Below are 21227 nucleotides of genomic sequence, written 5' to 3' on the forward strand. Positions count from 1 at the left end.
CGCATTGAGCGGTCGCTAATTCGAGGCAAGCGCCTCGCCGACATATTTCGACGACACGTATTTCGAATAATCCGGCAGCACGGCGTCGATCTTGCCCTGCTCCTTGAGGAAGGCCGACGTCGCCTCGACTGCCTTGACCGTGCCGCCACCGAGGAACTTGTCCGAGGCCTGCTCCTCGAGCGTCGGGAAGACATAGCCCCTCAGCAGTTGCGGCACGTCTTCGAGCTTGGCCTCGGTGATCCTGGCGATCTTGGCCGCTTGCGGCGAGGACACCGACCATTGATCCGGCTTGGCCAGGAATTCGGCATAGGCAGCGCCCGTCACTTTGACGAAGTCGCGCACCGCCTCCGGGTTCCTTTCGGCGAAGTCGGTGCGCACGATCCAGGCGTCGAAAGTCGGCGCGCCCCAGGCGGCGACCTGCGAGGAATCCAGCACGACCTTGCCCGACGTCTTGATCTGGCCGAGTGCCGGATCCCAGACATAGGCGGCGTCGATGTCGCCGCGCGCCCATGCCGCCGCGATCTCCGGTGGCCGCAGATTGAGAATATCGACCGACTTCGGCTCGACACCCTCATGCTTCAGCGCCGCAAGCAGGCTGTAATGCGTCGTCGAGACGAAGGGTACCGCCACCTTCTTGCCGGCAAGGTCGGCGACCTTCTCGATGCCGGCGCCGTTGCGGGCGACAAGGGCCTCGGATTCGCCGATCAGCCCGACAATGAAGATGGTCTGGATGGGAAGCTCGCGGCTCGCCGCCGCCGCCAGCGGGCTCGAGCCGACATAACCGATGTCGACCGAACCGGAAGCGACGGCGGCGATCACGTCGGCGCCGGAATCAAATTTCCGCCAGTCGATTGCCGCCTTGGTCGCGCTCTCATAGGCGCCGTCGGCCTGCGGCACCTTCGAGGGTTCGACGACCGTCTGGTAGCCGATAGTGATCTTGAGGTCCTTCGCATGGGCTGGGCCGAGAAAGCCGGCACCAGCCAGAGCCGCCGAGGACAGGAGAACGACGCGTCGCGAAATAGTGGACATGAAAGGCTCCTTGAAAAGAGAAAAATCGGATCGCTCCCTCATAGTCAGCTAAGTCTATAAGGCTTGTAGAGTTAAATCCTTCCAACCATTGCCGTCTTGTTAGAAAAAAGCCGTCAGTGGCGCGGCGCGAAGGCGGATATGGCGGCTGCAGCGGGCCTCGGCCTAAGGTCTGTTGACGGTCAGGTCAGCCGAAACAGAGACGGAATGGCGCGCACTATTGGATCTGCATTCGTTGGTCAGTATAGCGGCATCGATCCTCGGGTCTCCGCTGCGTCGCTGCTTTGAACAATGGCGCAGCACCTCAATTGCCTTCTTGGCTCCACCTCACCTCTGGCTTCGCTGTCCGTTGGAGCGACCGGTGATTGCGCCATCAGCCGCAAACAAGAATTTTCCGTTTTGGCCCGGTCACCGGCAAATCCATGCTGCGAACGGCCGAACAATTGAAAGTGAATTTCCTGTGCTCGGGGATAAGTCTAGTATTCTTATGGACATTGAAGGATTGGAGAGGACGATGAGCGACGCCACCCTCCTTGTTGCCGCGCGCGGCATGCTTTGGCCTTCAAATTCAGGGACAGAAGCTGCTGTCGGCCGGTCGGGACATTCCTGTCGCCGGCCAGTTTGCCGGTGTCCCATTGGCGGCGGCTCCTGTGCTCGTAGGGGCACAAGCCCCGGCCAAAATGGCCATTGCGGCTTGAAAACGAAACAAAATCAACGTTTCTTGGCTTGTATATCATGTCACTAGAATTTATCTGTAGTGACAGCTTGGACGCGGCGGGGAGGCACGCCAGGCGTTTCGCAACCGATGGCCTTGGGTCATCGCATGACAGAGAAACGTTCGGGTTATGCTCACGAAAAAAGGTAAATACGGCCTCAAGGCGCTCGTCCATCTGGCGCGCCTGCCGGTTGGACAGCTCGCCTTCGTCAACGACATCGCCACAGGAAACAATATTCCGAAGAAGTTCCTCGACGCCATTCTTGGCGAATTGCGCAATGCCGGTTTTGTCCAGAGCCGCAAGGGCAAGGAAGGCGGCTATCGCCTGGCGCGCCCAGCGGACGAGATCAAGGTCGGGCACGTCGTGCGCGTGCTCGACGGGCCGCTTGCCCCCATTCCTTGCGCCAGCCGCACCCAGTATCAGCGCTGCGAAGATTGCAACGAGGCGACATGCCAAGTCCGACATCTGATGCTGGAGGTCCGGCAGGCCATCGCCGAGGTGCTGGACCAGCGCAGCCTCGCCGAGATGCGCGACATCGCCGGCGACGAAGACCTTTCGGTGCCGTTGAAAATCCAGGCCTGAATCAACAAAGCCTGACCCGAGAATTCCGGAACCAATGGCTCCCAAGACAATTGGTGCGCGCATGACCGGACGCGCAAATTCGATCATTCCAAGTTCGATCATCATAGTCGGTGGCGGCGCCAGCGGCGTCGTGCTTGCCGCGCATCTGCTGAAGTCGCCCAATCCCGATCTCCGCGTCAGCCTGGTCGAAAAACGCCCGCATTTTGGGCAAGGCATGGCCTATTCAACGCTGCTCTCAGCCCATGTGCTGAATGTCAGCGCGTTGGGCATGAGCGCCTATGCCGACGATCCCGGCAATTTCTCGCGCTGGCTACTTGAACGCGGCCTGGCAACGCCGGAACAGGCACCGGTCTATGCGCCGCGCAGCGTCTACGCCCGCTATCTCAAGGAGCTGCTCGACGAGCTCGAGGCGCGTGAGCAGCAGACGGGCCGGCTGCGCCTGATCCGCGAGGAGAGCCTGTCGATCTCGCCGACCGCGTCCGGCGTCGAGGTGGCGCTGGCCAACGGCACCAGCGTGGTTGCGCATCTTGCCGTGCTGGCGACCGGCCATGACGAGGAGCCGGGGGCGGGGCAGGGCCATGCGATCAGGATGGGATCCGAGGCCGACAGCGCGCTCGACCCCGAAGCCCGAGTCCTGGTGCTGGGCACGGGGTTGAGCATGGTCGATGCCTTTCTGTCGCTCGAGCAGCGCGGTCATCGCGGCGCGATCGTCGCGGTGTCGCGGCGCGGCCTGCTGCCTTCGCCGCATCGCAAGGGCAATCCCATCAAGCTCGACGTTGCCGATATCCCGCTCGGCACCCAGCTTTCCTATTTCGTCGGCTGGTTCCGCGACCTGATCCGGGAAAACCAGAAGGCCGGCATCGACTGGCGCGACGTCGTCGACGGTCTGAGGCCCTTCAACCAGAAGATCTGGCAGAACTGGCCGTCCTCGGCCAAGCGCCGCTTTGTCGAGCACACCAAGGCGTGGTGGGACATCCACCGCCATCGCATGGCGCCGCAAGTCTACGCCCGCGTTACGGAGGCGGTGCAGGCCGGCCGCATCCGGCTTGTCGCCGGCCGCATCGTCGACATCGCCGCAGGCTACACCGTAGAGGTCCAGTCCCGCCACACGCAGCGCCTCGAAAGGTTCGATGTCGCCCGCATCTATGATTGCACCGGCATCGCCAGGGATATCTCGACCACCTCGAACAGCATGGTGCGGTCGCTGGTCGACCGTGGGCTGGCACGGCCGGATCCGCTGCGGCTCGGCCTCGATGTGACCGCGGACTGCGAGGTCATCGCCGGCGATGGCACAGTATCGGCCAAGATTTTGGCGGTCGGGCCGCTGACGCGCGGCACCTTCTTCGAGATCGACGCCATTCCGGATATTCGCGTGCAGTGTGCGCGGCTGAGCAAGCGATTGCTCGGATGAGAACCCCTTTGTCTTGACGCAATTTCGGATGCAAGACCGCTGCTGCCGGGTGAAAAGACCTCGACCGCATAACCGCGCTCGGTGAAGGCGAACCAGGGTGCGTGCGCTCGCTCCACCAGAAGCCGACCGGCCAGCCCGTGGTGGTCGAGACAGCCGGGTTGGCGATGACGATCACCACACGTTTCGGCTGTTTCGCATTGACCGGATTGGCATACGCCCATCTTCGTTCTCCTCCATGGATTTTGTAGCCGGCGAGGCCGTGAGCCGCGACCCCTGGCCAGATGACCGGGCGAATTCTGCTTCCGTCGTCACCATGCCTTGCCTACCATGGCGCATGACCCAACGCGGAAGACTCTACGGCTGCCCGGTCGAGTTCGCGCTCGACGCGCTCGGCGGCAAATGGAAGACGGTGATCCTGGCGCACGTCAAGGAACAGCCGATGCGCTATTCCGACCTGCGCCGGCTGATCCCCTCGCTCTCGGACAAGATGCTGACGCAGCGCCTGGCCGAGCTTGTCGAGATCGGCTTCGTCACGCTCGAGATNCCCCTCGCTCTCGGACAAGATGCTGACGCAGCGCCTGGCCGAGCTTGTCGAGATCGGCTTCGTCACGCTCGAGATGTCGCCCGACGGCAAGGGGCGCTACGCCTTGACCGGGCGCGGTGAAGATCTCGCCGCCGCGCTCCAGGCGCTCTACGACTGGGGAAGCGTGCATGGCCGCGCCGAGGGCGTGCGTTTTCGCACCGATAGCGCAGCCACCTAGATCAATTCCGGGAAGCGCGGAGCGGTTTTCTGTCCGCAATTGCGAGACAAAGCGATGGAGCGGTTCGACGTTTGCGTGAAAGGGTGGATCGCTCTAGCAAGCCGACTGTCCTCAACCCGGTCCGGCAAGCGCGCTGCAGAAGCTGGCGACATCGGTGACAACGGCTTCGCCGAGGAAGCGTAGCGTCGCCATCGAGCGGTCGCGCGCCTCGCGGTTGCCGAAGCCACAGGCATCCTCGATGACCACGGCGACAAAGCCATTGTCGGTCGCCTGGCGAACGGTTGGCTCGATGCCGATCTCCATGGCGATGCCTGCGAGCGCTATCGTGCGCACGCCGCAATCGCGCAAGACAAAGCCGAGCGCGGTGGAATCGAAGGCCGACATCGTGAGCTTGTCGAACACCGCCTCGTCATCGCGGGGTTCCAGCTCGGGCACGATCCGCGTCGCTTCGGCGTCGCGCGGGAACCACGGCTCAACTGTGTCGGGGCTGTCGCGCCGCTGCCAGGCCATGGCGGTGCGCAGCTGCGTCGCGCCCATCCATTTGCGCGGCAGCGACAGATGGCGCGTGAACGCCACCCGCATTCCGGCCACGCGCGCCGCTTCCAGCACCGTGCCGGTGCGCTCGACGATGGTGGCGGCGCCGGCCACCTGGCGGCAGATGCCGACCTGCATGTCGTAGACCACCAGCGCCGTGCGGCGCGGATCGCACCACTCAGCCAGGCTGGCCGGGATTTCGATCCCGTCGCGCGACCGGATCATGCCGCCGTCCGGTCCCACGGCTTGGCGATGTCGACGGTCGGGTCGAACAGGAATTCCAGCGGCAATGGCGCGTCGAAGGCGATGAAGTGCCATTCCAGCAGCCCGGCCTTGGACAGCGGGAAGTCCTCGGTGTAGCGCCGCGCTTCCGCGACGCTGTCGAGCTCGAAGACGATGATGACGCCGCCAATATCGCCGCGCGCATAATTCTCGCGCACGATCCCCGCCTTCCAGAGCCGCCAGACGTTCGACACTTCGTCGCGCAAATAAGGCCGCAGGTCGTCGAGCGTGACGCCGGGCTTGAAATTGTCATAGGCAAGAATCTTCATCGGCCATTCCTTGCATTGCTGTTCGACCAGCGCCGGGTAGCATGGCGGAATCAGCGGCGGCAACGAACGAGATGGTGCGTTGAAACGGCCGCACGATTGCCGTTCTGTGCCGTGCGACCCTACGGACGGCCAGGCGGCCGCGGTATAGTTTTCGCTGAGGAGGAAAAGTGCAGTGACCATCGAAAGGCTGAACCCCGAGGGCATGCACAGCAACCCGACCTATTCGCAAGGCGTGTCGCTGCCGGCATCCGCGCGCATCGTGCTGGTCGGCGGCCAGAATGGGGTCGACGCGCAAGGCCGGATCGTCGCCAGGGACGATCTCGCTGCGCAGACCGCTTAGGCGCTCTCCAACCTGGCAAAGGTGCTCGAAGCCGGTGGGGCAAAGCCTGAAGACCTCGTCAGCCTCTCGGTCTATATCGCCGGCGACCTGGACATAGGGCCGGCCTTCGGCGCCTGGATGGCCTTCTGGGCAAACCGCGGCGTGCCGCCGATCATCAAAGTGCTGCGCGTCGCCGGCCTCGGTAATCCGGATTTTCTGATCGAGATCGAAGCCCAGGCCGCGATCGCCTGAACCCTAAGCAGGTTCTGCAAATCTTTTGCCCAGCCTCGAGGCTGGCGAAGCTTTCGCGAAATTCCATTCCCCTGCTGGCGGCCGGATTGGCACGATCTATCTTCTTTACAACTGCAAACGGCTGGAAAAGACGGTAGGTTGCCGTCTTCCAGGGCGGTTGCTCATTCTGGCAACGGAGCATCTGACATGAGCAAGCACAAGATCGTGGCACCGGACGACGCATCGTCCCGCTTGCGCCCGCCCTATGCCTCGGTTCTCGACCTGATCGGGCAGACGCCGGTCGTCGAGCTGACCAAATTCGACATCGGCAAGTGCCGGCTGTTCATCAAGCTCGAAAGCCAGAATCCCGGCGGCTCGATCAAGGACCGCATCGCGCTGTCGATGATTGCCGCCGCCGAAAAACAGGGCAAACTGAAACGCGGCGGGACGATCGTGGAGGCGACTGCCGGCAATACCGGTCTTGGTCTCGCCCAGGTCGGCATCCCCAAGGGCTACCGCATCATCCTGGTCGTGCCTGACAAGATGTCGCGCGAAAAGATCCAGCATCTGCGGGCGCTCGGCGCCGAAGTGCGCATGACGCGTTCCGACGTCGGCAAGGGACATGCCGAATATTATCAGGACATGGCCGAAAAGATCGCCGCCGAGCTGCCCGGCGCCTTCTACGCCAACCAGTTTGCCAACCCGGCCAATCCGCTGGCCCACGAAACCACGACCGGGCCGGAAATCTTTCAGCAGCTCGGAGGTGATGTCGATGCGGTGGTCGTCGGCGTCGGCTCCGGCGGCACGCTGACCGGGCTTGGCCGCTATTTCGCGAAAGTCTCGCCGAAGACCGAGATGATTTTGGCCGATCCGGTCGGCTCGGTGCTGGCACCGTTGATCAAAACCGGCAAGATGGTAGAGGCCGGAAGCTGGACCGTTGAAGGCATCGGCGAGGATTTCGTCCCGCCCAATGCCGATCTGTCGCTGGTCAGGAAGGCCTATTCCATCCCCGACAAGCAGAGCATGCTGGCGGTGCGCGACCTGCTTTCGAAGGAAGGCATCCTCGCCGGCTCGTCGTCCGGCACGCTGCTTTCGACGGCGCTCCGCTATTGCCGCGAGCAGACCGTGCCGAAGCGCGTCGTCACCTTCGTCTGCGACAGCGGCAACAAGTATCTGTCGAAAGTGTTCGACGACTTCTGGCTGGCCGAACAGGGCCTTGCCGAGCAAGAGCAGCATGGCGACCTGCGTGATCTGGTGATGCGTTCGCACCGCACCGGCGACACCGTGTATGTCGGTCCGGACGAAAGCCTGCTCAACGCCTATGGCCGGATGCGCCGCTCGGATGTTTCGCAGCTGCCGGTGCTGGACGAGGGCAAGCTCGTCGGCATCATCGACGAAAGCGATATCCTGGCCAAGGTCGAAGGCCCCTATGACAGCCGCTGGGACCGCTTCAAGGCCCCGGTCAGTACGGCCATGACCTCTACCCTGCACACGCTGCAGGCCAGCCAGACGCTGGATGCGCTGCTGCCGGTGTTCGACCGCAACGAGGTCGCTATCGTCTTCGATGGCGACGAATTCATTGGCCTGATAACCCGTATCGACCTGATCAACCATCTGAGGCGCGCCCGATGACCGTCAAAGCCACCGTATCGGGCAGGAACCGCCTCGCCTTCTCGACGCGCACCATCCATGGCGGCCAGAGCCACGACCCGACGACGGGCGCGGTGATGGTGCCGATCTACGCGACCTCGACCTATGGCCAGCAGAGCCCGGGCGTGCACAAGGGTTTTGAATATGCCCGCAGCCAGAACCTGACCCGCTTTGCCTTCGAGCGCGCTGTGGCCGACCTCGAAAGCGGCACAGCCGCCTTCGCCTTCGCTTCGGGGCTGGCGGCGATCGCCACTATTTTCGAACTGCTCGATTCCGGCGCCCACATCGTCGCCACCGACGACATCTATGGCGGCACGTTTCGGCTGCTTGAGCGGGTGCGCAAGCGCTCGGCCAACCTCCAGGTCGACTTCGTTGACTTCACTGATCTTGCCGCGGTCGAAGCGGCGATCCGCCCGGAAACCAAGCTGCTCTGGGTCGAGACGCCGACCAATCCACTGCTGCGTGTCGTCGATCTCGAAGGCGTCGCGGCATTGGCCAGGCGCAAAGGCGTGCTGTCGGTCGCCGACAACACTTTCTGCAGCCCCTATCTGCAGCGGCCGCTGGAGCTCGGCATCGATATCGTTGTTCACTCGACGACGAAATACCTCAACGGCCATTCCGACATGGTCGGCGGCGTCGCCGTGGTCGGCGACAACAAGGATCTCGCCGATCGGCTGAAGTTCCTGCAGAACGCCATCGGCGCCATTTCCGGGCCATTCGACAGTTTCCTGGCGCTGCGCGGCCTGAAGACGCTGGCGCTGAGGATGGAGCGTCATTCGTCGAACGGCCAGAAGATCGCGCACTGGCTGGAAAGCCGCCCCGACATCCGCCGTGTTATCTATCCCGGCCTGCCCAGCCATCCGCAGCACGCCACCGCCAGGCGGCAGATGCACGCCTTCGGCGGCATGATCACCATCGAGCTCGACCGCGACCTCGCCGGCACCAAGCGCTTCCTCGAGCACACGCAACTGTTCACGCTGGCCGAAAGCCTCGGCGGCGTCGAAAGCCTGATCGAGCACCCCGCACTGATGACGCACGGCTCGATCCCGGCGAAAAAACGCGCGGAGATCGGGATATCCGATTCGCTGGTGCGCTTGTCGGCCGGCATCGAGGATGGCGACGATCTGATTGCGGATCTGGATCAGGCGCTGGCGAGTTGAGCCCGGTAACAAGAAACCTTGCGAGACGTCGGCAGGACAGAGGGGGGTGAAGGATCACCGACAAGCGACAATTGTTCTGTGTCGCGCCCCGCACGCTATTCCGTTGACCCAGGCCAATTCTGCCTGAATTGTAGCGACCCGATCCTCCCGGCTCCGGAAGCTATGAACAACCGACAACGCAACCAACCGACGGCAAGCGAAGCCCCTCTCACCTTCGCCGTCCTGGTCTTCCCTGGCTTTCCGATGATGGCGTTCAGCTCGGTGATCGAGCCGCTCCGCGCCGCCAACGTGCTGGCGAAGCGGAACTGCTATCGCTGGATAATCGTCGGCGCCACCGAAGGCCCGGTCGAGGCTTCTAATGGCGTCGTCATCCAGCCCGGCTTTGCCGCCCATGACGCGCCGAAGGTCGATCGTGTCGTCGTCTGCTCGGGCGGCGATGCCGATCATCTCGTCGCGCACGATGCGGTGAGCTGGATCCGCAGGAGCCTGCGCGGCGGCGCCCATATCGGCGCGGTGGCGGATGCCGCCTTCTTCCTGGCTCGGGCCGGCCTGCTCGACGGCCATGCCTGCACCTTGCACTGGACCAGCCAGGGGGCTTTCATCGAAGCGTTTCCGGATATCGAGCTCAGGCGCGATCTCTATGTCATCGACCGCAAGCGCTTCACCTCGGCCGGCGGCGTCGGCAGTCTCGACATGATGCTGGAGATCATCACCAACGATTATGGCGCCGAGCTTGCGGCCGGCGTCGCCGAATGGTTCGTGCACAGCCCGCTGCGCTCCAGCGTCGACCGCAAGCTGATGCCGCTCAGGCTGCGGACCGGCGTGCAGAACGAACTGGTGCTGTCGGCCATCGCCATCATGGAGGATGCGGTCGAAGAGCGGCTCGGCATGGCGGAACTGGCCAACAAGCTCGGCGTCTCCTGCGATAAGCTCGAACGCAATTTCCGCTCCGAACTCAGCATCTCGCCCAACGGCTACTACCGCCGTCTGCGCCTCAAGCGCGCCGCCGACCTGCTGGCGCATTCGACGCTGATGGTGCGCGACGTGGCGCTGGCCTGCGGCTTCGCCTCGATGTCGAGCTTTGCCCGCGCGTTCCGGGAGGAGCATGGCCACGCGCCGAAGGTGATGAGGAGGCACTAGCGGCGTTAATCGCTCCACGCTGAGTTCCCGCCCACCCCCCTCTGGCCTGCCGGCCATCTCCCCCTCAAGGGGGGAGATTGGTAGCTTCGCAAGCAAAGCTCACTCGACAACTTTGGAGATTGGCGAAAGCTGAAGTGACGTCCAATCTCCCCACCTGAGGGGGAGATGGCCGGCAGGCCAGAGGGGGGTGCTGTCCGGCCAGCCTGTCTACGGCATCCAGCACAACATTTGCGGTTTTCCGCACAACGCCCGCACGTCCTTTGCTCCATGGTCTCGCTTCCAGGAGGCACCCATGAGCATCGTCGTTTTCGACCCCGACAGCACCGAGGACGTTGACTTCAAGGACCGCATGCGGCATCCGGCTGCGGCCGATCCGGCCGGCGGCATGTGGTTGTCGGATACCGAGCCGTCCTTCATCAATGCCGACGCGCTGCGCAAGGGGCGACTGGTCAAGCTGCGCGCGTGGATGCGCGAGGCCGGCTATGGCGGCGTCGTGCTGTTCGACCCCTACAACCAGCGCTACGCCACCGGCTCGCGCAACATGTTCGGCTATTTCCTGCGCAACTCGACGCGCTACTTCTTCATCCCGACCGAAGGGCCGATCGTGTTGTTCGAATATCCGCAGAGCTACCATGTCTCGATGGTGCTCGACACGATCGACGAGGCGCGGCCGTCGAAGCTGGTCTGGTCTTCGGTGTCGGGCCGTGACGACGAAACAGCCGGCCCGTTCGCCGATGAGATCGCCGAATTGCTCAAGGCGCATGGCGGCGGCTCGATGAAGCTCGGGCTCGACCGCTGCAGCCATCTGCAGGCACTGGCGTTGGAAAAGCGCGGCTGCGACGTCCGGGATTGCCAGGGCGAGATTTTGGCGGTGCGCGCGGTCAAGACGCCAGAGGAAGTAAAATGCCTGCAGGTGTCGATGGCTGGCGCCGAGGCTGCGGTCTATGCGGTGCGCGAGGCGATCAAGCCCGGCGTATCCGAAAACGAGTTGTTCGCCATCATGTATGGCGAGGTGATCCGCCAGGGCGGCGAATTCATCGAAACCCGTTTGCTGACCTCGGGCCAGCGCACCAACCCATGGTTCAATGAGGCGAGCGGCCGCAAGATCAGGCCGGGCGAACTTCTGGCGCTCGATACCGACACGATCGGCTGCTACGGCTATTATTCGGACTTTTCGCGCACCTTCCGCTGCGGCCCGGGCAAGCCGACCGATTATCAGAGATCGCTCTACCGCATGGCGCACGATCAGGTTCAGCACAACATCGGGGTCGTCAAGCCGGGCATGGCGTTTCGCGAGATTGCCGAAAAGGCCTGGAAGATCCCGGACCGCTTCGTCGACCAGCGCTACACCTCGGTCATGCACGGCGTCGGCATGCATGGCGAGACGCCGTTCATCGCGCATGCCATGGATTACGAGACCTATGGCCGCGACGGTGTCATCGTGCCCGGCATGGTGGTCAGCGTCGAAAGCTATATCGGCGAAAAGGGCGGCCGCGAGGGCGTCAAGCTGGAGGACGAGATCCTGATCACCGAGACCGGCACCGAACTCCTGTCGCGCTTTCCCTATGAGGACGATTTCCTTGACAGGCACGTTTGAGTGCTGACAGGCAGTTTTGCATGAAAAGCCCGATCTCGATCAAGCGCGGCAAGGCGGCGGCGGTGTTCATCGATCTCCAGGAGGAGCATCGGCGGGACAAGCGCTATCTGGTCGAAGGCTATGGCGACATTCTCGCCAAGGTCCAGCGGCTGCAGCAGGCGGCTCGGGCCAACAATGTGCCCCTGTACCACTGGGCCTATATCGTCGATCTCGCCACGGCACGGCCGTTCCACCCGGTCGAGGCCAACGGCAAGTCGGCGTTTTCCGACAAGGACGATCCACTGACGGCGATCTGTCCGGAAGTGGGCCCGGCGACAGGCGAGACGATGCTGGTCAAGACCGATGCCAGCGCCTTCCGCGCGGGGCCTGCCGCCGAGCGGCTGAAGGCCGATGGCGTCGAGTGGCTGGTCGTTGCCGGCGTCTGGACCGAGGCCTGCATCGATGCCACCGTAAAGGACGCGGTGGCGCTCGGGTTTCGCGTGCTGCTGGTCAAGGATGCCTGCGGCAGCGGCAGCACGGCGATGCATCAGACGGCCATTCTCAATCTCGCCAACCGGCTCTATGGCGGCGTCGTCACCACCACCGACGGCGCCTGTCGGCTGCTGGCCGGCGAGACGGTCGAAGCCTGGCAGGTCGAGGGCTCGGTGCCATTGCGCTTCAGCTACGAAAACGCCGCCCGCCTCTACGCCGAGCTCTGAGCGGGACCGCGCCGCGATGATCACCGAGGCCGATCGACCAGAAACGACAGAGCGCGGAAAATACCAAACGCTGCTCGATCCGGAGCTGTGGGCCTATATCGACCGGGTCAATGAGTCGTATCCGCCCGAGATCGTCTACATGCCGATCGACAGGCAGCGGGCGGTCTATGACGCCATGTGCCGGGCGTTCCGCGAGCCCTATCCGTCCGGTGTCAAGGCCAGCGACAGCGCGGTTCCTGCCATTGACCATGCGATCCCGGTCCGGCGTTACCAGATGGCGGGCACGGCGCCACAAGCGATGGTCGTCTATTATCACGGCGGCGGCTTCGTCCTTGGCGGGCTCGACAGCCATGACGACATCTGCGCCGAGATTTGCGCCGGCACTGGCTTTCCCGTTCTGTCCGCAGACTACCGGCTGGCGCCCGAGCATCTGCATCCGGCGGCCTTCGAGGATGCGCTGGCCGTATTCGAATGGGCTGCGGCGACGACCGGCCTGCCGCTCGTACTCTGCGGTGAGAGTGCCGGCGGCAATCTTGCTGCCGCAGTGGCGCAGGCGACACGCCGCCATCCTCGCCATGCGATCGGCCAGGTGCTGATTTATCCCGAGCTCGGCGGTGACGAGCTAGACGGCCCCGAGCTGGACAGCAAAGAGCGCGCCGGCTCCTATGTCGAGCACGCAGAGGCGCCACTGCTGACATTGCGCGACGTCGAATTCTATCGGCATATCCGGGCAGGGAAGGGGCAGTCGCCGGAAGACCCGACATTTTCGCCGCTCGGCGATACGCACTTCTCTGGCCTGCCGCCGACCGTCGTCATCACTGCCGAATGCGACCCGCTGTCGGCTGACGGCAAGGCCTATCGCGATCGCATCCTTGCCGCCGGCGGCAAGGCATGGTGGCGCGAAGAGCCGCGGCTGGTGCACAGCTTCCTGCGCGCCCGCAAAACCGTACCGCGCGCCGGCCAGGCGTTTGAGCGCATAATCGCGGCAATAGCCGCGCTGGGCGGAGGTGATTGGCCTGAGTGACGCGGACCGTCCTCCAATCTCCACTGTCGCGGAACAGCGCACAACAACTGCGGAAACCCGAACACTGCTTCGGTCAGGCCAGCCCTATCATCACGCCACGTAAGGAGCCCGCATCCGCGATGCGCCGGCCCGACAGGGAGGATTTACGATGAAGTTCATGCTGACCGACCGGAAATTGCATCCGCAGGCGGAGCCCGTCGCCGATGGCTTCAAGAAAGGCCAGATGAACCGGCGCGAATATCTCGCCACCATGGCTGCGCTCGGCGTCAGCGCTGCCGGCGCGCTGGCGCTGGGCGGGCTTGCGCCGTCACCGGCCAGGGCCGAGGAACCGAAGCGCGGCGGCATCTTGCGTGTCGCCATGAACGTCAAGGGCTGGAAGGATCCGCGCACTTTCGACGGCGTCGAGATGTCCAACGTCGCCCGCCAGTGCAACGAATATCTGGTGCGCTGGAAGCGCGACTTCACCTTCGAGCCATGGCTGCTCGAGAGCTGGGAAACCAGCGACGACGCCCGCGTGCTGACGCTGCATGTCCGCAAGGGCATCACCTGGTCGAACGGCGACACCTTCAACGCCGACGACGTGATCCACAATCTGACGCGCTGGTGCGATGCGTCCGTCGCCGGCAATTCGGTCGCCGCGCGCATGGGCGCACTGGTCAACGCCGATACCAAGAAGGCCGTCGACGGCGGCATCGAGCGCGTCGACGATTTCATCGTCCGGCTCAATCTGCCCAAGCCCGACATTTCGCTGATCGCCGGCATGGCCGACTATCCGGCGCTGATCATGCACCGCAGCTATGAAGGCGACGGCGATCCGCTGAAGGCATTGGCGATCACTACCGGGCCTTGCGAACTCGTCGCATGGGACGCCGAGGTCGGCGCCGAAGTCCGCCGTAAGGACAAGCCATGGTGGAAGGGCGACTTCTACCTCGACGGCATCAAATGGGTCGACTACGGCTCCGATCCCAACGCCATGCTGTCGGCCTTCGAATCGGGCGAGATCGACACCGACCATGAAACCGCCTCCGACACGGTTGCGCAGACCGACTCCATGGGCCTGAGCAATTCGGAAATCGCCACCGGCTCGACCATCGTCGCGCGTTTCAACATCGGCAATCCGCCCTATGACGACATCAAGGTGCGCCGCGCCGCCCAGCTCGCGGTCGACAACGCCGCCGTGCTGAAGATCGGCATGGACAATCGCGGTAAGCCTGCCGAGAACCATCACGTCGGGCCGATGCATCCCGAATATGCCGATATCGGCCCGGCCGTCCGCAACACCGATCAAGCCAAGGCCCTGCTCGCCGAGGCCGGCAAGGCCGACCACGAATATGAACTCATCTCGGTCGACGTCGACTGGCAGAAGAGCACCGGCGACGCCATCGCCGCGCAGATGCGCGAGGCCGGGCTGAAGATCAAGCGCACTGTGCTGCCGGCCGCGACGTTCTGGAACGATTGGAGCAAATATCCCTTCTCCTGCACGGAATGGCTCGGCCGGCCGCTCGGCGTCCAGGTGCTGGCGCTCGCTTATAAGTCTGGCGCCGCGTGGAACGAGAGCGCCTATGCCAATCCGGAGTTCGACACTCTGCTCGACAAGGCCCTAGCGATGCCTGATCCCGGCGCCCGCAAGGAGCTCATGGCCAAGATCGAACAGAATCTGCGCGATTCCGGCGTTATCATCCAGCCCTACTGGCGCTCGGTTTACCGCACCTACCGCAAGGGCGTCCATGGCTGCGAGCAGCACCAGTCGCTCGAGCAGCATTTCGAGAAGGTCTGGCTCGATGCCTAGTCTCGCCGCTCGAAAGAAAGGCCGGCGTTAGCCCGTCGCGCCCGTCGCTGAAATCTCCTGCCCGAGCCGCACCGTTTCCCGGATCAGCAGGTCAAGATCGTCGCGACGGGTGCGGTGGTTGTTGATCGCCACCCTGAGGCAATGCTGGCCATGCACTGTCGTGTCGGAAATGGCGGCGATGCCTTCTTCCTGCAGCCTCAGCATGATCTCGGTGTTGAGCGCCTTCTGCCTCTCTCCCGTCTGCCCGTCGCCGCGGTGGCGAAAACAAACGATGTTAATGTTCACCGGTGCCACCAGTTCGAGAGCCGCTTCCGCCTCGATCAGCGCGCTGAGATGATGTCCCTGCGCAATGTTCTGATCGATCAGCCGGCCGAACTTTTCGATGCCGTGCTCTCTCAGCGCCATCCACACCTTCAGCGCGCGGAAACCGCGTGACGTCTGCAAGCCGAAATCGTGCAGCCAGTGGCCGGAGGCGAGTCCGCGCGGGGTCGATTCCAGATATTCCGGCGTCACCGCGAACGTGCCGCGATGCGCGGAGGCATCCCTGATCAGCGCGCAGCCGACCTCGAATGGCGCGTGCAGCCATTTGTGCGGATCGAGCGCGATTGAGTGGGCGCGTTCAATGCCGGCAACGCGATGCGAATTGTCCGGCGCAATCGCAAGCAGGGCGCCGATGCACCCGTCGACATGGAACCACAGATCCTCTTGTGACGCCAGGTCTGCCAGCGCTTGCAGATCGTCGATCGCGCCGGTGTTCACCGTGCCGGCCGTGCCGATCACGCAGGCCGGCTTGAAGCCCGCGTTACGGTCCTCGACAATCGCCGCCCGCAACGCAGCGATGTCGATGCGCAGCCCCGCATCGCTCGGGATGCGACGCAGTGCCCGGTTGCCGAGGCCGAGCGCCTCCATCGCCTTGCGATGGCAGGAGTGAAGCTGGTCGGAGCCATAGAAACGCAGTGGCTTGTCGATGCCGGCAACCCCGTGCTCGCGTATGTCGATGCCCGCCTTGGCGTTGCGCGCCACGGTCAGCCCGATGATGTTGGCCATCGAGCCGCCGCTGACCAGCGTGCCGCTGGCCGATTGCGGAAAGCCCATCATTTCCTTGCACCAGTCGACGACCTGGTTGTCCATCAACGCGGCGGCATGGTTGCCGCCGCCGAGATTGGAGCCCTGGATCGCCGCCAGGAAATCGCCGAGCGCGCCGGTGAAATTGCTAGAGCCCATATACCAGGACCAGAAGCGCGGATGGATGTTGCCCATCGGATAGGGCATCAGCTTCCCTGTGACGTCGCCGTAGATTTCGGCCAGCGGAGCCGGCGAACGCGGCAGCGGCGCCGTGAAGAAAGTCCTCACATCAACCGGCATCTCCTGCCACACCGGACGCTCTCTGACATCGCGCAGGTAAGCGACGGCATCGTCGACGATCCGATGCGACAGGACCTGCACGTCGGCCCAGTTCGAGGGGTCAAGCGTTTCCTCGGTGGCCGTGATGGCCAATCCAGGCCTCGTGTCCATACAGGCCGCTCCCGATGTGCCGCCGTCACGCCGGAAACTGGCAGCCGGGCGTCGACTGCGAAAGCGCAGTCTCCTCGGCGTCCATCTCGGCTTCGATGCCGTCGAACAGCGGTGTCGTCATGTAGCGTTCGCCAGTATCGGGCAGCATGCACAGGATCACCGAGCCGGGCGCCGCCTTTTCCGCGATCTGCCGCGCCACAGCGAAGGTCGCTCCGCCGGAGATGCCGGTGAAAATCCCTTCCTTCTGCGCCAGCGCCTTGGCCCATTTCATGCCCTCGGGCCCGGCAATCGGCACCACCTCGTCATAGAGGCTGGCGTCGATCGCCTCTTGCAGCACGTCCGGAATGAAGTCGGGCGTCCAGCCCTGGATCGGATGCGGCTCGAAGGCCGGATGGCTGGCGGCAGGCGCGCCACCGGCGCCGCGCTGCTGCGGCTTGCCGCTGCCGATCAGCTGCGCGTTGGCCGGTTCGGCGAGCACGATCCGGGTCTCCGGACGCTCCTGCCGCAGCACGCGCCCGACGCCGACGACGGTGCCGCCCGTGCCATAGCCGGTGACGAAGCAGTCGAGCCGCGAGCCGGCGAAATCGTTGATGATCTCGCGCGCCGTCGTCGCCTCGTGAATGGCGGCGTTGGCCTTGGTTTCGAACTGGCGGGCCAAAAACCAGCCATTGGCTTCGGCCAGCTCCACCGCCTTCTTGTACATGCCAAAACCCTTCTGGGCGCGTGGCGTCAGCGCCACCTTGGCGCCCAGCATGCGCATCAGCTTGCGGCGTTCGATGGAAAAACTGTCGGCCATCGTCACCACCAGCGGATAGCCCTTCTGGGCGCAGACCATGGCAAGGCCGATTCCGGTGTTGCCGCTGGTCGCCTCGACCACGGTCTGGCCCGGCGTCAAGGCGCCGCTGCGCTCGCCTTCCTCGATGATGTTGAGCGCCAGCCGGTCCTTCACCGAGGCGGCGGGATTGAAGAACTCGGCCTTCACATAGATCGTCGCATGATCCGGTCCGAGATTGTTGATGCGGATCACCGGCGTATCGCCGACCGTGTCGAGAATGCTGTCGAACAGGCGGCCGCGCCCGGCGGTGGTTCTGATTTTCTGTTGATGCAACATGTCGATCTCCTCGCTTCGTCGTTGTCTCTTGTCGTCACGGGCCGGTTACAGACCGGTGGCTTGGGCGGCGAGGTTTCGAGACCTTGCCGCACTACATTTGCCTCCCGGCAATGTGGCCATGGCGGCATCCGGCGCGGAAATTCGCCGCCGGATGCACCGTGTCGCGTTTGGTGATAAAACAAAGGCCGACTGGCCAGCGTGGGAGCAGGCGTGGAAACGCACGTGGAATCCACCCGATCGGGCCTCGACGGCGAGGTGACCGGCCTTTCCGTGCGCCTGCTCGGCCCGCTGACGATCGCACGCAACGGCATCATCATCCAGCTCCCAAAATCGCGCAAGCTGCGTGCGCTGCTCGCCTATTTGGCGCTGGCGCCGCATCCGGTCGGCCGCAGCCGGCTCTGCGAGCTTTTGTGGGACGTGCCGAACGACCCGCGCGGCGAACTCCGCTGGTGCCTCAGCAAGCTTCGAGGCGTTCTCGACGAATCCGATCGGAGCAGGATCGAGGCACAGGGCGACACGGTCGCGCTCGACCTGAACGGTGTATCCGTGGATGCCGTGGAGATTGCCTCCGCCGCGACGAAGGGAATAGAGACGCTCGAGCTCGAACGCCTGCTGGCGCTTTCCCGGCTGTTCGCCGGCGATTTCCTCGACGGGCTGGAGATCGACCGCAGCCCGCATTTCAACAGCTGGTTGACCGCTCAGCGCCGCCGCTTCAGCTCATGCCACGCGGCGGTGCTGCAACAGCTTGTCGAGCGTCTCCCCAGCGATTCCGATGACGTGTCCGCGCACCTCGAAAAATGGCTGGAGCTCGCTCCGTTCGACGGCCGTGTGCATCTGGCCTTGCTGACGAGGCTCGCCCAGCGCGGCCAGTTCGGCGCGGCCGAGGAGCATATTGCGGCCGCCGCACGGCACTTCCAGTCCGAAGATCTGGATTTCGGACCCGTTCGCGACGCATGGCGGACAATCCGCTGTCAGCACGGCGCGTCATCATGGGTGCAGCCGGCCGTTCCGCTCTCGGTACCTCCTATCATGCTTGCCGATCCCAACGCCGCAACGTCGCGCAAGGCTTCGCTTGCGGTGATGCCGTTTATTGAACAGGCCGGCATCGGCGGCGTTCCTGGTGGCCCTCGCGGAGGGATTGCCGACGGCCTGACCCACGACATCATCACCCGCCTGGCCAAGCTCAGGGATTTCTTCGTCATCGCGCGCGGCTCGGTGTTTGCCTTGGCGGAGAAAAACATCGCGCCCGAAGATGCCGGGCGGCGGCTCAACGTCGACTATGTCGCCACGGGCATGGTGCGCTGCCAGGCGGGCCGCGTCACCGTTGCTGTCGAGCTGGTCGAAGTGCGCACCGCCAGGATAGTCTGGGCCGAGACGTTCGAGCGCAAGCCGGACGACATCTTTGCCGTGCTCGATGATATCGGCAACAGCATCGTCTCGTCGATCTCGGCCGAGATCGAGACGGTCGAGCGCAACCGCGCCATGCTGAAGGCGCCCAATTCGCTGAACGCCTGGGAGGCCTATCACCGCGGCCTGTGGCACATGTACCGCTTCACCCGCGCGGAAAACGAGCAGGCCCGGCATTTCTTCGACCTGGCCTTGAAGCTCGATCCTACCTTCGCCCGCGCTTATGCCGGGCTCTCCTTCACTCATTGGCAAAATGCCTTCCAGCGCTGGGGCGACCGCGATCAGGAGAGCGCCATGGCCTTCGAGGCAGCCGGCCAGAGCCTTCTCGTCGATGATCACAATCCGGCCGCGCATTGGGCCATGGGGCGGGCGCTGTGGCTGCGCGGCGAGCAGGACGGCTCCCTCATCGAGCTGGAACGCGCCGTCGACCTCAGCCCTAATTTCGCGCTTGGCCACTATGCCCTGTCTTTCGTCCACTCGCAGTCCGGCGACCCGAAGGCCGCGATCGGCTCATCCGACCATTCCAGGCATCTGAGCCCCTTCGATCCGCTGCTGTTCGGCATGCTGGGCGCCAGGGCGATGTCGCATGTCCGGCTCGGCCAGTTTGACGAAGCCGCCGAATGGGCGCTGAAAGCAGCCGCGCGTCCCAACGCCCATGCCATCATCCTGGCAATCGCCGCGCATTGCCTTGCGCTGGCGGGACGGCTGGACGAGGGTCAAGGTTTCGCCGCCGCGTTGCGCAAGACGCTGCCGAACTACTGCGCCGATGATTTCATCGGCACCTTCCGCTTCGAGCCGGACGCCGAGGCGCTGTTCCGGCAAGGCGCCAAGCGGATCGGGCTGAGGTGAAGCAGGCGCGGTTAGCCCGGGTTCTCTAAACCGCTCATCGCGGCTGGCCGCCCCCAAACATCGTCATGTCCGCAGCCCAAGGCGCCAATGGTCAGATCAGTCGCAAAATTCGTCGACCGGAGCGGATCAGACGGGCTCAACGGATTTGACATTGCCGTCGGTATCCACGAGGCAGCTTGTCTTCTTGCCGCTGGCATCGAGTTCGACCTGATAGGTCTTGGAATCGAGCTTGCTTGATGAAACCGGAAGTATCTTGGTGCTGTCGACGCCGCTGGCCTTGGCGACCGCATTGGCGCAAAGCAGCTGAAGGTCCGCCGGCGCCGTTTCGACCTTGGTCCTGGACATCTGGTCCTGCGGCGGCGGCGATGGCGCGCTGACGCAAGCGCCAAGGGCTCCAGCCAGGAATCCAATTGCTGTCGCCCGAATCGAAGTTCTCACTGCATTTTTTGCCGACATTGCTTGTCCCTCTCCGAATGCCCTCACACGCCTTTGTAAAGTGCCGCCCCCTGCATGAGGACGATGACCTTGGCCCCGACCTTGACGCGGGATGCGAGATCGACGATGTCGTCGTTCCTCATCCGGATACATCCCGACGACACGTCGAGCCCGATCGTCCAGGGCTCCGGGGTGCCGTGTATCCGGTAGATCGTGTCCTGGTCGCGCTCATAGGTAGAGCGCCCTTGCGCCGAGCGGGTTGTCCGGCCCCCCCTTCATGCCTCCGGCATATTTCACCGCCTTTGGATCGCGAGCGACCATTTCGGCCGGAGGTGTCCAGGTCGGCCACTCCGCCATACGGCCGACGCGCACGATGCCGGCCCAGCCAAACCCCTCCCGGCCCACGCCGATACCATAGCGCATGGCCTGCTGACCCGGCTGCACAAGGTAGAGAAAGTGCTGGTTGCCATCGATGATGATCGTGCCCGGCACTTCCGCGGTGCGGAACTTGACCACTGCGGACGAAATGCCTCGGGCACTTCATTATGCGCAGCATAGTATTTGCGCGCCTTGGTGCGATCGTAGTCCACCCATTTGTGGGTTTCGGGCCGAAAACCTGTGTTCCCGCAGCCAGCGCCGCCACCGCGACAAGACCGAACACTGCCGCGACAATTGTTGCAAGGGAGCTCCGCTGGAGAGTGGCGCGCCCCACGGTCATCAG

General features: G+C 64.0%; 19 protein-coding genes and 2 pseudogenes. 14 read left to right on the forward strand and 7 right to left on the reverse strand.

Going from position 1 to position 21227, the window contains the following annotated elements; genetic code table 11:
* Positions 1 to 15: 15 nt before the first annotated feature.
* Positions 16 to 1029: a taurine ABC transporter substrate-binding protein gene (tauA, locus tag X760_RS52465; RefSeq protein ID WP_023718776.1), complete on the reverse strand. Its 1014-nt coding sequence runs from the start codon at positions 1027 to 1029 to the stop codon at positions 16 to 18.
* 842 nt (positions 1030 to 1871) lie between these two features.
* Here tauA and X760_RS52470 point away from each other — a divergent pair.
* The 4 genes and pseudogenes from X760_RS52470 to X760_RS78835 all read left to right on the forward strand — a co-directional run bounded on the left by X760_RS52470 (position 1872) and on the right by X760_RS78835 (position 4496).
* Complete coding sequence (locus X760_RS52470) at positions 1872 to 2324, forward strand: Rrf2 family transcriptional regulator (RefSeq protein ID WP_023718777.1); 453 nt, start codon at positions 1872 to 1874, stop codon at positions 2322 to 2324.
* A 61-nt stretch (positions 2325 to 2385) separates the two neighbouring features.
* Positions 2386 to 3735 carry an FAD/NAD(P)-binding protein gene (locus tag X760_RS52475; RefSeq protein WP_023718778.1) on the forward strand — a complete coding sequence of 450 codons (1350 nt, stop codon included), beginning with the start codon at positions 2386 to 2388 and terminating at the stop codon, positions 3733 to 3735.
* Between the two features lie 334 nt (positions 3736 to 4069).
* Positions 4070 to 4161 (forward strand): annotated as a pseudogene (locus tag X760_RS78830) (transcriptional regulator); the annotation flags it as partial.
* A gap of 137 nt (positions 4162 to 4298) precedes the next feature.
* On the forward strand, positions 4299 to 4496 hold the full coding sequence (locus tag X760_RS78835) for a winged helix-turn-helix transcriptional regulator (RefSeq protein ID WP_280940414.1): 198 nt from the start codon (positions 4299 to 4301) through the stop codon (positions 4494 to 4496).
* Positions 4497 to 4607: 111 nt separating this feature from the next.
* Here X760_RS78835 and X760_RS52485 read toward each other — a convergent pair whose 3' ends face one another.
* The gene (locus X760_RS52485; protein WP_031193952.1) at positions 4608 to 5255 is read right to left on the reverse strand and encodes a cysteine hydrolase; all 648 of its coding nucleotides are present in this window, start codon (positions 5253 to 5255) and stop codon (positions 4608 to 4610) included.
* Entirely contained in the window at positions 5252 to 5581 is a 330-nt protein-coding gene (locus X760_RS52490) for a hypothetical protein (protein ID WP_023718782.1), read from the reverse strand. The genes X760_RS52485 and X760_RS52490 overlap by 4 nt, the downstream gene beginning before the upstream one ends.
* Positions 5582 to 5753: 172 nt before the next feature.
* On the opposite strand from X760_RS52490, the gene X760_RS77935 reads away from it, so the two are divergent.
* The 9 genes from X760_RS77935 to X760_RS52530 all read left to right on the forward strand — a co-directional run bounded on the left by X760_RS77935 (position 5754) and on the right by X760_RS52530 (position 15189).
* On the forward strand, positions 5754 to 5921 hold the full coding sequence (locus tag X760_RS77935) for a hypothetical protein (protein WP_245278579.1): 168 nt from the start codon (positions 5754 to 5756) through the stop codon (positions 5919 to 5921).
* A 12-nt stretch (positions 5922 to 5933) separates the two neighbouring features.
* Positions 5934 to 6152 (forward strand): hypothetical protein, encoded by a 219-nt coding sequence (locus X760_RS77940; RefSeq protein ID WP_348633217.1) that lies wholly within the window; start codon positions 5934 to 5936, stop codon positions 6150 to 6152.
* Between the two features lie 186 nt (positions 6153 to 6338).
* Entirely contained in the window at positions 6339 to 7763 is a 1425-nt protein-coding gene (locus tag X760_RS52500) for a pyridoxal-phosphate dependent enzyme (protein ID WP_023718783.1), read from the forward strand.
* Positions 7760 to 8941, forward strand: coding sequence for a PLP-dependent aspartate aminotransferase family protein (locus tag X760_RS52505; RefSeq protein ID WP_023718784.1), 1182 nt, complete (start codon positions 7760 to 7762; stop codon positions 8939 to 8941). The genes X760_RS52500 and X760_RS52505 overlap by 4 nt, the downstream gene beginning before the upstream one ends.
* A gap of 162 nt (positions 8942 to 9103) precedes the next feature.
* Positions 9104 to 10081 carry a GlxA family transcriptional regulator gene (locus X760_RS52510; RefSeq protein WP_023718785.1) on the forward strand — a complete coding sequence of 326 codons (978 nt, stop codon included), beginning with the start codon at positions 9104 to 9106 and terminating at the stop codon, positions 10079 to 10081.
* 292 nt (positions 10082 to 10373) lie between these two features.
* Positions 10374 to 11678 (forward strand): Xaa-Pro peptidase family protein, encoded by a 1305-nt coding sequence (locus tag X760_RS52515; protein WP_023718786.1) that lies wholly within the window; start codon positions 10374 to 10376, stop codon positions 11676 to 11678.
* 20 nt (positions 11679 to 11698) lie between these two features.
* Positions 11699 to 12376 (forward strand): isochorismatase family protein, encoded by a 678-nt coding sequence (locus tag X760_RS52520; protein WP_023718787.1) that lies wholly within the window; start codon positions 11699 to 11701, stop codon positions 12374 to 12376.
* A gap of 16 nt (positions 12377 to 12392) precedes the next feature.
* A complete protein-coding gene (locus X760_RS52525; protein WP_031193954.1) occupies positions 12393 to 13400 on the forward strand; it encodes an alpha/beta hydrolase in 1008 nt (335 codons plus the stop codon).
* A gap of 148 nt (positions 13401 to 13548) precedes the next feature.
* Entirely contained in the window at positions 13549 to 15189 is a 1641-nt protein-coding gene (locus X760_RS52530; protein WP_023718789.1) for an ABC transporter substrate-binding protein, read from the forward strand.
* Positions 15190 to 15216: 27 nt separating this feature from the next.
* Here the strand turns inward: X760_RS52530 and X760_RS52535 are convergent, their stop codons facing one another.
* Both X760_RS52535 and X760_RS52540 read right to left on the reverse strand, forming a co-directional pair.
* Positions 15217 to 16704: an aspartate aminotransferase family protein gene (locus X760_RS52535; RefSeq protein ID WP_023718790.1), complete on the reverse strand. Its 1488-nt coding sequence runs from the start codon at positions 16702 to 16704 to the stop codon at positions 15217 to 15219.
* Between the two features lie 25 nt (positions 16705 to 16729).
* Positions 16730 to 17815 (reverse strand): pyridoxal-phosphate dependent enzyme, encoded by a 1086-nt coding sequence (locus X760_RS52540; protein ID WP_023718791.1) that lies wholly within the window; start codon positions 17813 to 17815, stop codon positions 16730 to 16732.
* Positions 17816 to 18037: 222 nt separating this feature from the next.
* Here X760_RS52540 and X760_RS52545 point away from each other — a divergent pair, with 222 nt between their 5' ends.
* Complete coding sequence (locus X760_RS52545; protein ID WP_036244662.1) at positions 18038 to 20071, forward strand: transcriptional regulator; 2034 nt, start codon at positions 18038 to 18040, stop codon at positions 20069 to 20071.
* A gap of 126 nt (positions 20072 to 20197) precedes the next feature.
* On the opposite strand, the gene X760_RS52550 is transcribed toward X760_RS52545, so the two are convergent.
* Positions 20198 to 20416, reverse strand: a complete 219-nt coding sequence (locus X760_RS52550) for a hypothetical protein (protein ID WP_031212349.1) — start codon at positions 20414 to 20416, stop codon at positions 20198 to 20200.
* A 134-nt stretch (positions 20417 to 20550) separates the two neighbouring features.
* Positions 20551 to 21224 (reverse strand): annotated as a pseudogene (locus X760_RS52555) (L,D-transpeptidase).
* Positions 21225 to 21227 lie beyond the last annotated feature (3 nt).

Source organism: Mesorhizobium sp. LSHC420B00 (assembly GCF_000503055.1).
Classification (GTDB): domain Bacteria; phylum Pseudomonadota; class Alphaproteobacteria; order Rhizobiales; family Rhizobiaceae; genus Mesorhizobium.

Excerpts from the sequence above, each read along its gene's own strand:
- X760_RS52485 (WP_031193952.1), bottom strand. The coding sequence starts at position 5,255 with ATGATCCGGTCGCGCGACGGGATCGAAATCCCGGCCAGCCTGGCTGAG.
- X760_RS52475 (WP_023718778.1), top strand. The coding sequence starts at position 2,386 with ATGACCGGACGCGCAAATTCGATCATTCCAAGTTCGATCATCATAGTC.
- X760_RS52500 (WP_023718783.1), top strand. The coding sequence starts at position 6,339 with ATGAGCAAGCACAAGATCGTGGCACCGGACGACGCATCGTCCCGCTTG.
- X760_RS52540 (WP_023718791.1), bottom strand. The coding sequence starts at position 17,815 with ATGTTGCATCAACAGAAAATCAGAACCACCGCCGGGCGCGGCCGCCTG.
- X760_RS52510 (WP_023718785.1), top strand. The coding sequence starts at position 9,104 with ATGAACAACCGACAACGCAACCAACCGACGGCAAGCGAAGCCCCTCTC.
- X760_RS52490 (WP_023718782.1), bottom strand. The coding sequence starts at position 5,581 with ATGAAGATTCTTGCCTATGACAATTTCAAGCCCGGCGTCACGCTCGAC.
- X760_RS52530 (WP_023718789.1), top strand. The coding sequence starts at position 13,549 with ATGAAGTTCATGCTGACCGACCGGAAATTGCATCCGCAGGCGGAGCCC.
- X760_RS52505 (WP_023718784.1), top strand. The coding sequence starts at position 7,760 with ATGACCGTCAAAGCCACCGTATCGGGCAGGAACCGCCTCGCCTTCTCG.
- X760_RS52550 (WP_031212349.1), bottom strand. The coding sequence starts at position 20,416 with ATGTCCAGGACCAAGGTCGAAACGGCGCCGGCGGACCTTCAGCTGCTT.
- X760_RS78835 (WP_280940414.1), top strand. The coding sequence starts at position 4,299 with ATGCTGACGCAGCGCCTGGCCGAGCTTGTCGAGATCGGCTTCGTCACG.
- X760_RS52525 (WP_031193954.1), top strand. The coding sequence starts at position 12,393 with ATGATCACCGAGGCCGATCGACCAGAAACGACAGAGCGCGGAAAATAC.
- X760_RS52470 (WP_023718777.1), top strand. The coding sequence starts at position 1,872 with ATGCTCACGAAAAAAGGTAAATACGGCCTCAAGGCGCTCGTCCATCTG.
- X760_RS52515 (WP_023718786.1), top strand. The coding sequence starts at position 10,374 with ATGAGCATCGTCGTTTTCGACCCCGACAGCACCGAGGACGTTGACTTC.
- X760_RS52520 (WP_023718787.1), top strand. The coding sequence starts at position 11,699 with ATGAAAAGCCCGATCTCGATCAAGCGCGGCAAGGCGGCGGCGGTGTTC.
- X760_RS52535 (WP_023718790.1), bottom strand. The coding sequence starts at position 16,704 with ATGGACACGAGGCCTGGATTGGCCATCACGGCCACCGAGGAAACGCTT.
- tauA (WP_023718776.1), bottom strand. The coding sequence starts at position 1,029 with ATGTCCACTATTTCGCGACGCGTCGTTCTCCTGTCCTCGGCGGCTCTG.